Below are 13301 nucleotides of genomic sequence, written 5' to 3' on the forward strand. Positions count from 1 at the left end.
GATCCGGCCCGAGTGCACCGACTACGCCACGTCGCTGCAGAAGTCCACGGGAAGCTTCGTCCAGACCGCCGCTCCCAACGGCGCTGGCACCAGCTCGGGACTTCTCGGCTACATGTTCTGGGCGGCCGAGCGGCCCCTCGACCCGGGGCGTGACGACCGCCCCTCCGAACGGCTGCGAAGGCGGCGTGGGCGGTGGGGCCACCGCCTACGCCATCCCGATCCCGATGCCAGCGCTCCGGCAGAGCTAGCGCGGGGAGCCGGGCCGCGGCCCGGCTCCCCGCACCTTCTAGCGGCTCTCTCCACGACAGACGGCCCTGTGGCTCTCCGGGCCACAGGCGACGAAGTAGACCGCGCCCGTGAGGGCACCGTGGTCGCGAGCGTCCAGGTAGGCCGCGGTTTGCTGGAAGAGCATGATGAGCGGTCCCACGGCGACGGCCACCTTCGTCAGAGCTTCGGCGGCGTGCAGGGCGCGGGTGGCCTGGGTCGCGGCTCGCCGGAGGACGGGAATGGCCTTGATCGCGTCCTGTACGGCGACGACCAGGGCGTCCACCCTGCTCTGCTGAGCGGTGATGAAGGCGGTGATCCGGGCCAGCGCGGCCGAGTCGGCCGTCACCTGGTAGCGCTGAGCGACCGGTACCAGTGCCTGGCGCGCCGCGTTGAGTGCGGTGACCAGATTCGCGCATCGCCCGGGGCGCGTCTGCTGGCAGGTGGCCAGAGCCTTTTCGGCGTTGACGAAACGGGTGGCGACGGCGCGGTCCTGACCCGCGGTCCTCAGGACCTCGCGGGCCTGCTGGAGGTCGGTGCGGGACTTGTCCAGGCTTTCCACACCAGCCTTCTCCGCGGTGTCGGCCGCCTCCGACAGGGCCTTGCTCGCCGCCTCCTGCTGCTTGAACGCCCCAAGGACGGCTTGGCCGTCGCCGATGTCGACGCCCAGGTCCCCGGAGACCACCCGGGCCGCGTACTTGGCGATGTCCGCGGGATTGAGCTGGCTGATCGCCTCGTATGCCCTGCGCGTCTCTTCGGTGATGTACAGCCCGTTGGCGACGGTCGCCAGCTGGGACAGCAGGCGATCCCGCTGGGCGGGGTCACTCACCAGCCGCACCGCGCTCGGCAGCGCGCACACCACGTTCTCCGCCGTGGTCACCGAGACGGGGTTGCGGGTCAGGCAGTCCCACACTCGGCGCGCGTCGCCGCGGAGGCCGCGCTGGAAGGCGGCCAGGTTGCGGTAGTCGTACTGCAGGCCCGTCGTGGAGATCGTGCCCAGGCTGACGAGCTGGATGAAGTAGTCCAGGTACTGCGCGTTGAGCGCCAGGGGATCGAGCAGGTCGTAGGTGACGGTGATGACCTGATCGGGCGCGGTGAAGCAGGCGTTGGGCCAGGTGAGGCTGCCATAGCCCTGAGGAGCGAGGGCGGCGGCGCCGTTCGGGTCGACGGCCTTGGGCAAGGTCGCCTCAGGCCCCGGGGGCAGCGTGGCGCCGTCGCGCGGGACCGGCTTGAGCGCGTTCCAGACCGCGGAGTCGTCCTTGATGCTCTCGACAGTGAGAGAGACCGGGCATGCTCCTGTGGCCGGAACGACGGCCCCCCGGATCTTCTGATGCGCGTCGGAGTGGTCGGCGACGATCCTCAGGCCGGAAACGGTGATGTCCCGCGTGGCCGTATCGGTGTCGGTTCCGTCGCCCACGGTCACCTTCGCGCGGTAGTTCCCGGCGGTCAGCAGGTCCACCGACCGCACCGCCGGGTCGCCGGAGCCGGTCAACGGCAGCGGGTCGCCGGCGGGCGCTCCGGCGCTGTCGAGGCGGCGTACCTCGAAGGCGTAGGTGGTGGCGCCCTGGGACTCGCGGGCGTCCAGCCGTACGTTCTTCAGGGGAGCGGTGCCGCCGGCCGGGCTGAGGGTGAGCGCGGCCTTCAGCGTCGCCAGGTCGAGCGTGAGGGTCTTCGAGGCGGCGCAGTCGCCTGATTTCGCCTCGAACTCCAGCGTGTACGTGCCCTTCCTGGAGAACGAGGCGGTCGTGTTGACGTGGAGGGTGGACCCCACACGGGTCCCCACCTGGTTCGGGGCGAAGGTCACGCTTCCCGGGCCGGTGATCTTCCGCCAGGTGTAGGAGTAGGCGGTGGGGTCGGAGCCGGCGGGGAAGGTCGCCTTCGCCGTCAGTTCCACGTCCGACAGATGATCGACGACGCCCTCTGGGCCCAAGTCGAGCGTGGGTTTGCCGCAGTCGGACGGAGTCGGACTGGGCGCGTCTTCGGGGCATCCATGGTTCGCCACGGGCCCCGGTTGGAGAAAGCAGGCGTCGGCGTTGTTCGGCACGCCGTCGCCGTCCAGATCGCCGTCAGCCGGGTAAACGGCCCATCCGGTCCGCCAGGTGTCATAGGGGCAGGAGACCTCTTCGGTGCGACCGTCGTTCGTCGTCCCGCCATAGGCGAAACAGGCCGCGGCGCCCCCGTCGCCGTTGAATGTATGGGAGACGCTGAAGGGTTTCACGGTGTAGACCGGTTCGTTCGCCGCGTTCTCGCAGGAGCCGATGGGCAGCGGGGTCGTCGCTCCGTCGCTCCAACGGATCTCCGCCTTGCTCCAGCCGATGAATCGTTCCGCATCGAGGGTGACCGTGCCGGTGAACGGGGCCACGTGCACGCTCCATGCCTCGGGCACCGGCTGGAAACCCCCGACGGGCAGCTCGAAGCAGCTCACCGCAGCCGCCGGGGAGACGAGGGCCTGCACGGTGACTATTGGAAGGAGTAACGCCAAAACGACTGACCGTGCGACCCATATGCGTAATTTGCCCATTTTGTCCTCGTGTTCTGCGTCCAGGTACATCGAAGACGAAAGCATCGAAGCCGCGGTTGCCGAAACCACCGTAATCGTGACGAAGGCGTGACTGTGTTCTCTCCATTTCCGAATTATTTGTTCCCTTTGGGAAAAGCGAACCGGCAGCTATGGGAACTCGTCTAGGTGCTGCCGATCGATATGACCAGTCCCTGCGCGCGATGGTCGGACATGCCCTCCGGGTCGAGGAGCCGGTAGCCGTGCACCCTGGCCGAGGAGGTGAAGGCCCAGTCGAGCTGCCACAGGGCCGGGCCTCCGGCGGGCCATGAGGCGGGGTAGAGAGAGCGGGCCGCCCGGTTGGCGCTCGACAGCCGGTGGAACAGCCACCCCATGTCCCCCATGGCGTACGTGCTGTTGAAGTCGCCGGCCACGAGGAGCGGGTTGCGGTTGGCGCCGACGTCGGCCTCCAGGCCGTCGAACTGCGCCTTGCGGGCGGCGTTCCGGTCCTGCAGGAACGTGTAGAACGCCGGAGTGAGAGGGTTCTCGTTCAGCATGTACTGCGTGGGGATGTGCACGTTGTACAGCGAGAGGATGGACGTGCCGATCCGCAGGTCCGTCCGCAGCACCTTGCCCAGCGTGAACGCCGACAGCCACGGGGAGCCCGAGCTGAGAGCTCTGGCGGGTCCCACCGGCGGGCTGGCCACGATGGGAAAGCGCGACAGCGTGACCAGCTCTCCCTCGACCGCGATCTGGTAGCCGGGGAACTCCTGGCGCAGCCGGGCCAGGTCGTCGACCTGCCGGGGAGTGTCGTCCGTCCAGGACAGGTATTCCTGCAGAAGGTAGACGTCGGCGTGCTGGGCCTTCAGGAAACCGTAGAAGTGCCCGGGATCGTCGTCCTGGTGCCAGTACTCGGTGTTCCACGACACCACGCGGACAGCGCCAGGCGGAGCCGGTGATCCATCGCCGGTCAGATTGAGCGCGCTCTGGTCGACGCCGAGGGCGAGGGACACGACCGCCAGGACCGCGCACCACCGCCGGAGCCGGCCCGCGAGGGGAGTGGCGGCGAGCAGCAGGAGCGGACCGGCCAGGTAGACGAGCGGCGGCACCAGGTCGGGCAGCAGCCACAGCCAGAACCGGCCGGACAGCAGGCGGTGCAGGGCGACGAACAGCAGCCACGCCGCCGTCACCGTGAGGACCAGGCGGCCCCGCCACCGGCGCGGGCGGCCCCTGGCCTCGGCGGCCGGGGCGGCCCTTGTTCCAAGAGCGTTCGACAAGTGATCAGCCTCCGGCCGGCAGCGCGGCCGGGGCCGGCGCCTCGTAGATCCCGCGGAACCTGCCGGAGAGGAACCACTGCGCCGCTCCCGCGGCCACCCCGGCGATGATGACCAGGTTCACCAGGAAGTGCACGCCGGCGAAGAACACGCCGAAGAGCGGGCACCGCCGGGAGAACACGAACCGGTACATCCCCGCGTCGCACGCGAGCGAGGCCGCCAGCAGCAGCGCCGGTACGGCTGTCGCCACGGGGCCGAAGACCAGCGGCAGCGGCAGCGCGGCGACCGCGAGGAGCGCCGCCACGGAGCCCCAGGCCCGTGACGCCGTCTCGTACCCCTGGGCGAACTTCCGCCGTCGCGCGTACAGGGGCACCCGCAGGCGGCCCCGGTGGAAGAGCTTGCGCAGCAGCGTCCCCAGCTCGCGGTCATGGCCCATCCGGCCGTGGATGGCCGAGGTGATCAGGACGGTGTGCCGGCGGCTGAGCCGGTGGCCGTAGTCGACCTCCTCGGTGTACCGCAGTCGCGGGTTGAACGGCCCGACCTCGGCGAAGACGGCGGCCCGGATCGCGAACATCGCCGACCACAGGAAGGAGACCTCGCCCTCCGACGCGATCGACCAGTAATGGTGCTGAAGGGCGCGGTAGTCCTCGACCCTGGTGGACCGGATCAGCGGCTCGGGGTCCTCGATCCCGCACGCGGCCCCGAGGTTCGGGTCCTTCTCAAGGAGCGCCACGCCTACGGCGACCGCGTCCGGCGCCAGCGCCACGTCGGAATCCACGAAGAACAATATGTCGCCACTGGCCCAGGCGGCCCCCGTATTGCGGGCGACCGCGGCGCCGCCGTTGGCCGGAGTCCGTATCACGTTCACCCCCATGGATTCCGCGATCCGCACCGATTCGTCGGTGCTGTGGTCGTCCACCACGACGATTTCCATGGGGGAGTAGGTCTGCTCCTTGATGGCCTGGAGACACAATGGCAGAAACCGCGCGTGATTGTAGTTGGGAACGATGACGGTGACCAGCGGGCGAAGCGGTTCCATGTGTTACCTCCCTTTCCAGCGGTGCCTTACCGAGTGGCGAGTGATACGACCATGTCCTGAAGGTGGTGGCTCGACATGCCTTCCGGTGAGCGCAGGTCATAGCGGTGGACGTTCACGTCGCGCGAGGTGAGGGTCCAGTCCATCTTCCATAGGCGCAGGCCGGCGAAGGTCAGCGTGGCCGGATAGGGCGAATTCCCGGCCCGGCTCGCGTCCTTCAGGTGATCGAGCCGTCGCGCGAGTCCCGTGCCGGGCAGGATGTTGAGATTTCCGGACGCCAGCACGGGATGGGGATTCGCGTCGATGTCGGCGACGAGCCGCCGAAGCTGGATCTGTCTTTCGGCGTCCAGCGTTTCGATGGCGCGGTAGAACTCCGGCGTCAGCGGGCTGGAGCTCAGATAGAGCATGTCGTAGAAATGCGCGTTGTATATCGAGAGAACGCGCCCGGCCGTCCGCACATCGGTGCGCATGGCGGCGTGCGTCCAGTTGGCCGCATACGGGTTCGGATTCGCTCCGACCGGCGTCTGGCTCACGATCGGAAGGCGCGAGATCGTCAGAAGACCCTCGTCGGCGGCGAAGTGATAACCGGGGAATTCGCGCCGCAGTTCCTCGCTGTCGTCGAGCGGCACCTGCGCCCCCGGCGCGCACTTCGCGTGCTCCTGCAGCAGGTAGACGTCGGCACGCCACCGCCTCAGGTAGCGGAAGAAGCGGGCCGGGTCATCGGTGGTGTCCCAGCAGTAGGTGTCCCAGGAGACCACGTGCAGCGCGCCGGCGGGAGCGGGCCCGTCCCCGCCCCCGTTCCACGGCGCGTTCAGCCCGGCCTGACCCAGGACCAGGGCGAGGACGAGGGCGGCCGCGGTCGGCACGACCGTCCACCAGTGGGTCGCGCGTGCGACCTCGACCCGGCACAGCCGCAGCACCAGCAGGGCCACGAGCAGCGTCACCGGCAGCGCCGCGTACAGCAGGGGCGGCACCATCAGGTCCGGGACGACCCACAGCCACGTGTGGCCCGAGAGCAGCCCGCGCAGGACGGTGAGCGCCACTAGCGCCACGGAAAGGCTGATCAGCGCCCGTTGCGGACGGGGCAGCGGCGATCGGACGAGCAGCAGCATCGGCACCGACCCGAGCACCACGACCGGCCCGGTGAAGAACAGCAGGAGCGGTACGGCTCCGCCCCACCACCAGAACCTGCCGGTCAGCCAGTTGACGAGCGCCAGTAGCACCCAGGCCAGCAGGGCGCCGAGTGCGGCTCTCCCGGCCCAGCGCGTCCACCGTGCCGTCATCGCGCGCTGCGTGCCCCGCGGCTCGGCCTCAGCCTCGCGCACACGAAGGGGATGCGTCATGGCGCCGGGAGGGGGGAGGGGCGGGGGCGCCGCCGGCCGGACCACGCGACCACTCCCAGGGCGATCCCCGTGCCCGCGATGTCGGCCACGGTGATCAGCACCCGGCTCAGGGCCACCAGCGTGACCAGGCCGGGTCCGGTGAGCAGGGTGGCCACCGTGAGCCCGAGCACGGCCTCGCGCGCCCCGAGGCCGGACGGCATGACGATGGTGAAGATGCCGGCCACGGTCGACAGGGCGAAACCGCCGATCCCGATCGTCATCGCGCCGGCGGGAGGCGCGCCCAGCGCGACCGCGAGCACCGTGACGTGCAGGCCGCTGATCAGCCAGCCCACCGTCATCAGTCCGGTGACCGCGAGCAGGGTCCGCCGGCCGGGCAGGGCGGGAGCCGTACCCTCGCCGCGCCGCAGGATCCGCTGTGCGACGCCGAGCAGCGGGGCCAGCAGCCGGGGCGCGGCCAGGGGCACGAGCGCGGCGGCCACGAGCGGCAGCAGCGCCCACCAGATCGGGTTCGACGCGACGAGCCGGGGGAGGGCCACGAGCCCGACCACGAGCCCCGCGACCACTCCCAGCCCCTGGCTGGCCACGAAGGCCCCGGCCAGCCGGGCGGGCGGCTCGCCGAGCGGCCGGGCCAGCGCGGCGTGCGCCACAGCCGGCCAGACGCCGCCCGGCAGGTAGCGGGTGACCCCCGCGAGGAAGAAGACCCGGATCGCCACCGGCAGCGACAGGCGGGTGCCGAGCCCGGCGAGCAGCATGCGCCAGCCGAAGAAGCCGGGCATCCCGCCGACGGCGGCGAGCGCCACCGCCAGCGACGCGTTGCCCCAGCCCACGAGCCGCAGGCTCTCGCCGAGCCCGTGGCGCACCCGCCAGAGTTGGTAGCCCAGCAGCCCGAGCACGAGCACGTAGGCGGTCAGGCGCAGCGCCGCGAACACCTTCTGGCGGGTCGTGCGGGTCGTGCGCCCCTCCGCCCGCCGGGCCTGGTCGACGGCGGTCATGCGGGCGCCTTCTCCCGGCCCGTGCCGTACAGGCGGCGGAAGGACCGCGACGTGAGCCACTGCAGGATCCCGATGCCCGCGCCCAGCGCGATGGTCACGTTGACCAGGAAGTGCACGCCGACGAAGAAGAGCCCGAAGGCGGCCGTACGGCTGGCGAACACGAACCGGTACATCCGCCAGTCGATGGCGAGATAGGCGAGGAACGTCAGCACGGGCAGCACCGCCGTCCAGGCCGCTCCGGTCAGCAGCGGCACGGGCAGGGTCGCGACCGTCAGCGCGGCGGCGAGGCTCGCCCGCGACTCCGGCGAGCCGATGACTCCGGGGGCGTACCTGGGCTGGAGGAAGAACGGCACGTGCACCCGGGTGCGGGTGAAGACCTTGCGCAGCGCGACGCGGAGCGTGGCGTCGTCGTCGTGCCGGCCGCGCACGGCCGAGGTGAGCAGCACCTCCCACTTGCTGGCGAGCCGCTCGCCCACGTCGGTGCCCTCCGACTGGGTGAGCTCGGCCGTCCACGGGCCGACCTCCTCCCACACCGCGCGCGGGAAGGCGATGATCGCCACGGGGAGGAATCCCTTGATCGGACCCTCGGCGACCAGATACCAGTAGTGGCGGTAGAGCGTGCGGTACTCCTTGACGAGGCTGTCGCGCCGCAGCGGGATCGGCTCGTAGTTGCCGGAGACCGCGCCGATCTTCGGGTCTGACTGGAGCAGCCGGACCGCTTCGGCGACCGCGTCCGGGGCGAGCGCGACGTCGGAGTCGAGGAAGAAGAGCACATCGCCGCGCGCGTGCTCCACCCCGAGGTTGCGGGCGACGCACACCCCGCTGTTGCGCCCCGTGCTGAGCACTCGCACGCCCAGCGACCGGGCGACCTCCACGGAGTCGTCGGTGCTGCAGTCGTCCACGTAGAGGATCTCGATGTTGGCGTACGTCTGTGCCAGGACGGACTTCAGGCACAGCTTGAGCACGTCCCCGTAGTTGTAGTTGGGGATGATGACCGACACGAGGGGTGCCGCGGTCGACGTCATGATTCACCGGCCTTTCGAGGGTGGGCGTGGAGGGCCGCCCGGTGGGACGGCCCGAAGGAGGAGTCGAGGGTGGCGCGCACCCACCCCGTGGCGGCCCCGCAAAGTTGCGCCGCGTGGGAGAGGAAGTGCACGACCGTGAAGTACGCGAGGAAGGCGGGCCCCTTCTCCCGTAGCACGAAGCGCGACAGCGGCGGGTCGGAGACGGCGAACAGGGCGAGGAAGGCCACCGGAAGCGGCAGCGCCGGCGGCCACACGAGGGCGACCGGGACGGAGGCCATGGTGAGCGCGGTCGTGAGGATGCCGGACATCCGGTTGATCACCAGAGCGTCGCGGCGCAGCCGGTTCCGCGCGGAGAAGAGGAGGAACTGCGAGCGCCGATACTGCTCCTTGAGCAGGGGCAGGAGCCGGTCGGCCTCGTCGTGCCGGCCGGTGACCTCGCCCGAGAGGCGGATGCGGTGCCGCACCAGCAGGCGCTCGCTGTACTCGTCGTCCTCGGCGCTGCGCAGCCTGGTGTCGAACGGTCCGACCTCCTCGAACACCGCGCGGGGGACGGCGGCCAGGGCGAAGATGGCGGTCTTCGTCAGGCCGGCCCCCTTGACGAGGGCGTGGTGCATGCGCAGCGTCCGATAGATCTCGACGGGCCCGTCGTCGATGAGCGGCTCCTTGCCGTAGACGCCGTAGACGCAGCCGCAGCCCGGATCCTCACGGAGCAGCCGCACGGCGTTCTCGACCGCGTCCGGGGCGAGGCCGACGTCGGAGTCGAGGAAGAAGAGGATCTCGCCGCGGCTCGCCGCCGCCCCGGCGTTTCTGGCCGCCGACACCCCCATGTTGTACGGCTGGGCGACCAGCGCGCACGGCGACTCCTCGGCGATGGCCCGTGAGCCGTCCGTGCTGGCGTCGTCGACGACGATCACCTCGATCCGGGGGTAGGTCTGCGCCAGCGCCGACCCGAGACAGGCGCGCAGCGTCTTCTCGGCGTTGTGGGCCGGGACGATGACCGACACCAGAGGGACCGGCACTGGAGGAACCGGCACTGGAGGAACCGGCACTGGAGGGGACGATCGGGACACGGCTGCCGCCTTTCGCTCGGGTTCATCGTCGTGGCGCCTCATCGGAGGATCTCGGCGGCCAGTGCCGGGTGACGGGCGAGCACGGTCGTCACGCCGAGCACGATCGCCAGCGCCACGCCCGTGACGGCGATGCCGCGGTCACGCAGCAACCCCCGCACGGGATCGCCCCCGCCGCCGTCCACGAGCACCACCTGGAGATAGCGGAACAGGGCGAAGAGGGCCAGCGGAGTGGACAGCAGCATCGCCGCCTGGCCGTACGGGCCGAGGGGCGCCTCGGTGCGCACGTAGATCAGCCCGGCGACCGCGGTGAGCACGCAGGTGAGCTGGAGCAGATGGTCGGCCAGCTCCACCGAGTAGCCGCGAAGCGCGGGCCGGTGGGCCGGCCCGCTCTCCACCAGTTCCTGCCGGCGCTTGCCGATGACCAGCAGCAGCGACAGCGAGAACACCGCGACGACCAGCCAGCCGGAGATCCGCTCCCCGATCGCGAGGTATCCCTGGATGACGCGGAGCGCGAAGCCCAGGGCGACCGTGCCCACGTCGATCAGCGGGATGTGCTTGAGCACCCGGCTGTAGGCGACGTTGAGCACGAGATAGGCCAGGACCGGCCAGTACGGCCTGCCCGGCCCGAAGCCGATCACCCCACCGAGGACGGCGAGCAGGAAGACGAGGTAGACGAGCGCCACCCGCACCGGCACGCGGCCGGCGGCGATCGGCCGATGGCACTTGACGGGATGAAGACGATCGCGGTGCCGGTCCACGATGTCGTTGCCGACGTAGACGCAGGCGCCGGCCAGGACGAACGCGGCGACGGCCCAGCCGATCCGGCCGAGCGCCGCGAGCGTCCAGTCGCCGGTGTCGGCGAGCGCGATGGGGACGAGGAGAAGACTCTTGGCCGAGTGGAGCGGCCGGATGAGCGTCACGAGGCCGGCCAGCGTGCCCGGCCGGCCGCTCGCCACACTCTCGACCGTGCCCTCTCGCCCTGTGCCCTCTCGCCCTGTGCCCTCTCGCCCTGTGCCCTCTCTTCCGGCACTGAAGGGCGGTTCAATGACCCGCATGTGCACCTCCGGCCGGGACTAGAAGAGGACTCTCACGAGCGACAGGGCGCCCTGCCGCCACGCGTCGCGGCTGGTCCGGCCGCCACGTGAAGGCGGCGCGGGGTTCTCCCGCCACCACTCGTAGGTGCGCAGGATCGCGTCCTGATTCGACAGGCGCGGCTCGAAGCCGAGCCGGTCGCGCGCCTTGTCGATGCTGACGTAGGAGTCCGCGAGCAGCTTGAAGATCAGGCGCTCGTACACCGGGGAGAGCCCCGTCTTCCCCAGCAGTCGCAGGACCGCCACGGTGGGCTTGGCCGGCAGCGGCACCACGCGCTTGCCGTGGCCGGCCGCGTCGAGGACCGCCTGGAAGTCGTCCCGGAGCGTGCCGAAGTCCGCCGCCCCGATGTTGTAGGTGTCGCCGGCCACGCTCTCGGGGGCGGTGAGCGCGCGCACGACGGCGTCGACCAGGTCGTCGATGGCGAGCATCTGGATGCGGACGTCGCCGCGTCCCAGGATCGGGAAGTTGCGGCCCTGTTCCGCCCACTCGAAGAGCATCGAGAACAGGCCCATGCGGCCCGGCCCGAGGAAGGTCTTCGGCCGCAGGATGGGCACGCACATGCCCTCGGCGCGGTATTTCTCCGCCACCTCCTCGGCCGCCGCCTTGGCCCGGCTGTAGTGGTCGACCGGCTCCCGGGGATGGTCCTCCGGCGTGGGCACCAGCGTCGGCAGGCCGTACACGGCGGTGGAGGAGATGTGCACGACGCGTGGCACGCCGGCCCGGTGCGCGGCCTGGAGGACGCTGCGGGTGCCGTCGACGATCACGGCGCGGATCTCGTCGGCCGGGTAGCTCGGCAGCGCGGCCGCGCAGTGCACCACGGCGCCGGCGCCGGTCATGAGGTCGGTCATCAGCGGGGTGTCGCGGATGTCGCCGGTGGCGTACCGCGCGTCGGGGCACTGGCCGGGCCGGGGGCGAAGGTCCACGCCGAGCACGTCGTGCCCGTCCCCGGCGAGCCGCTGGACCAGGGTGGCCCCCAGCATCCCGGAGCTGCCGGTTACTACGATCCGGACGGCCATCGCGGCGCCACCTTCTCCCTGACGAACCTGGTCAGCAGCCGCGGCAGGCCCTGGGCCAGGGTCTGGCCGAGGCTGTCGAGGAAGTACTCGACATCCGCCGGCTCGACGACCAGCGGTGGCGCGGCCACCAGCGGGTTGTCGCCGTTGAGCGTGTAGTAGGTGTAGATGCCGTGGTCGCGGTAGAGCGCGTCGATGACGGAGCAGGTGATCAGCTTGATCCGGAAGTGCGGATCGCGGGCCAGGCCCACGGGAGCGATCTTCGCGGCGAGGTCGAGGATCTTCGGCCCGCCGTCCAGGAAGATCCCGTACAGCGCGCCCGCGCCGCGCACGCCGGCCACCGTGTCGGAGTGCTCCTTGCGGATCCGCTCCAGGCCCGGCGCCATGATCCGTTCGATCTCTCGCGCGCGTCTCGGGTAGTCGTCCTCGACGGCGATGTTCACCGCCTCGATCGCGGTGGCGGTCTCCTCGCCGAAGCCGTAGTACGTCGTGCTCGTGGCCTGCAGCAGGGAGTCGGTGAGGTTGTCGTAGGCCTTGCGGAAGACCGGCTCTCTGGCGATGAACGCCGAGATCGACGACTTGCCGCCGCCGAACGACTTGGACGTGGTGAGGATGTCCGGGACGAGATCGGGATAGCGCATGAAATAGAAGAGGCTCCCGGTCTTTCCCCACCCTGTGTATATCTCGTCGAAGATCAGCACGATCCCCTTGGCGTCGCAGAGCTCGCGCAGGCCCCGGAGGAACTCCTCGGAGCAGAAGCGCATGGTCGACGCGCTGAACGGCTCGACGAGGATCGCGTACACATCACAGCCGCCGTCGCGGGTGCGGGCCCCGGCCACGGCGGCGCGCACGGCGTCGAGGTCGCCGTAGGGGTAGGTGACCACGCCGGGGATCCCCGGAAAGCTGAATCGCTCCTGCGTGCCGGTGAGGCTCCCGGAGCCGAGCAGCTTTCCGTGGAAGGCGATGTCGGAGCGCAGGATCCGCTGCCTTCGCCCGCCGTGGTATTTGTAGGCCATCTTGACGGCCCCCTCGACCGCCTCGGCGCCGGAATTGGGAAAGAACGACATGCTGAGGTCGCCGGGCAGGAGCTGGGCGAGGTTGTGGCCGAGCGTCGCCACGTACGGCGAGAAATATGTCTTGTGGACCTCCATCCTTTTCTCGTCCTGAAACCTCTTTCGGGCGGCCAGAATTCGCGGATGGTTGTGGCCGTGATTCAGCACGCCGACCCCGCCGGTGAAGTCGAGGATTCGCCGGCCGTCGCGCGTCCACAGCCAGGCCCCCTCCGCGCGCTCCACGAGCTCCCGGCCGAACCCGAAGGACGTCATGAGCGAGACCTGGCTGCGACTGACATACTGGCGGTACAGATCGTGGACGTGTTTCGCGGTGAGCCGCTCGCATTCGTCGAGGCTGATCAGTTCGGACATGCGCACTCTCCCTTCCTTGCCATCGGATGATCGATTGGGTGGTGCGGGGCTCTCGCCTCCTCCGTCACGATGGGGCGGGGTCGTCAAGTGCCGGTAAAGGCGCGGCCTTACATGAACGCCGGGCCGTACGGACGACCGCGCATAGGGCGAGCGTCCATGGCGGGCGGAGGCCGTCTCACCATCCGAGAGAGCGTCAACCGAGGGGAAATGGAAGGCGCGTTGCGTCCCGGCTGGGGCATCCTGGAATGGGTCCGCAAACCCCGGTTGCGGT

General features: G+C 70.3%; 10 protein-coding genes. All 10 read right to left on the reverse strand.

Annotated elements, in window-relative coordinates; translation table 11 throughout:
* Window positions 1-286 precede the first annotated feature (286 nt).
* Window positions 287-2719 carry a hypothetical protein gene (locus ABH927_RS19855; protein WP_370023625.1) on the reverse strand — a complete coding sequence of 811 codons (2433 nt, stop codon included), beginning with the start codon at window positions 2717-2719 and terminating at the stop codon, window positions 287-289.
* Between the two features lie 227 nt (window positions 2720-2946).
* Complete coding sequence (locus tag ABH927_RS19860; protein WP_370023626.1) at window positions 2947-4038, reverse strand: endonuclease/exonuclease/phosphatase family protein; 1092 nt, start codon at window positions 4036-4038, stop codon at window positions 2947-2949.
* Between the two features lie 4 nt (window positions 4039-4042).
* The gene (locus ABH927_RS19865) at window positions 4043-5074 is read right to left on the reverse strand and encodes a glycosyltransferase family 2 protein (protein WP_370023627.1); all 1032 of its coding nucleotides are present in this window, start codon (window positions 5072-5074) and stop codon (window positions 4043-4045) included.
* A 26-nt stretch (window positions 5075-5100) separates the two neighbouring features.
* Window positions 5101-6396, reverse strand: a complete 1296-nt coding sequence (locus ABH927_RS19870) for an endonuclease/exonuclease/phosphatase family protein (protein ID WP_370023629.1) — start codon at window positions 6394-6396, stop codon at window positions 5101-5103.
* A gap of 14 nt (window positions 6397-6410) precedes the next feature.
* Complete coding sequence (locus ABH927_RS19875) at window positions 6411-7406, reverse strand: hypothetical protein (protein WP_370023630.1); 996 nt, start codon at window positions 7404-7406, stop codon at window positions 6411-6413.
* Entirely contained in the window at window positions 7403-8431 is a 1029-nt protein-coding gene (locus ABH927_RS19880; RefSeq protein WP_370023632.1) for a glycosyltransferase family 2 protein, read from the reverse strand. Before ABH927_RS19880 ends, ABH927_RS19875 begins: the two co-directional genes overlap by 4 nt.
* On the reverse strand, window positions 8428-9450 hold the full coding sequence (locus tag ABH927_RS19885) for a glycosyltransferase family 2 protein (protein ID WP_370023634.1): 1023 nt from the start codon (window positions 9448-9450) through the stop codon (window positions 8428-8430). Before ABH927_RS19885 ends, ABH927_RS19880 begins: the two co-directional genes overlap by 4 nt.
* 89 nt (window positions 9451-9539) lie before the next feature.
* Window positions 9540-10457: a UbiA prenyltransferase family protein gene (locus ABH927_RS19890; protein ID WP_370023636.1), complete on the reverse strand. Its 918-nt coding sequence runs from the start codon at window positions 10455-10457 to the stop codon at window positions 9540-9542.
* Window positions 10458-10574: 117 nt separating this feature from the next.
* Window positions 10575-11609, reverse strand: a complete 1035-nt coding sequence (locus ABH927_RS19895; protein ID WP_370023638.1) for an NAD-dependent epimerase/dehydratase family protein — start codon at window positions 11607-11609, stop codon at window positions 10575-10577.
* Entirely contained in the window at window positions 11591-13030 is a 1440-nt protein-coding gene (locus ABH927_RS19900; RefSeq protein WP_370023640.1) for an aspartate aminotransferase family protein, read from the reverse strand. The genes ABH927_RS19895 and ABH927_RS19900 overlap by 19 nt, the downstream gene beginning before the upstream one ends.
* Between the last annotated feature and the right edge of the window lie 271 nt (window positions 13031-13301).

The organism is Planotetraspora sp. GP83 (assembly GCF_041262585.1).
GTDB lineage: Bacteria > Actinomycetota > Actinomycetes > Streptosporangiales > Streptosporangiaceae > JAOEGB01.

Bases quoted from the DNA above. Each gene is read 5' to 3' on its own strand.
- ABH927_RS19880 (WP_370023632.1), bottom strand. From the start codon at position 8,431: ATGACGTCGACCGCGGCACCCCTCGTGTCGGTCATCATCCCCAACTAC.
- ABH927_RS19895 (WP_370023638.1), bottom strand. From the start codon at position 11,609: ATGGCCGTCCGGATCGTAGTAACCGGCAGCTCCGGGATGCTGGGGGCC.
- ABH927_RS19900 (WP_370023640.1), bottom strand. From the start codon at position 13,030: ATGTCCGAACTGATCAGCCTCGACGAATGCGAGCGGCTCACCGCGAAA.
- ABH927_RS19865 (WP_370023627.1), bottom strand. From the start codon at position 5,074: ATGGAACCGCTTCGCCCGCTGGTCACCGTCATCGTTCCCAACTACAAT.
- ABH927_RS19875 (WP_370023630.1), bottom strand. From the start codon at position 7,406: ATGACCGCCGTCGACCAGGCCCGGCGGGCGGAGGGGCGCACGACCCGC.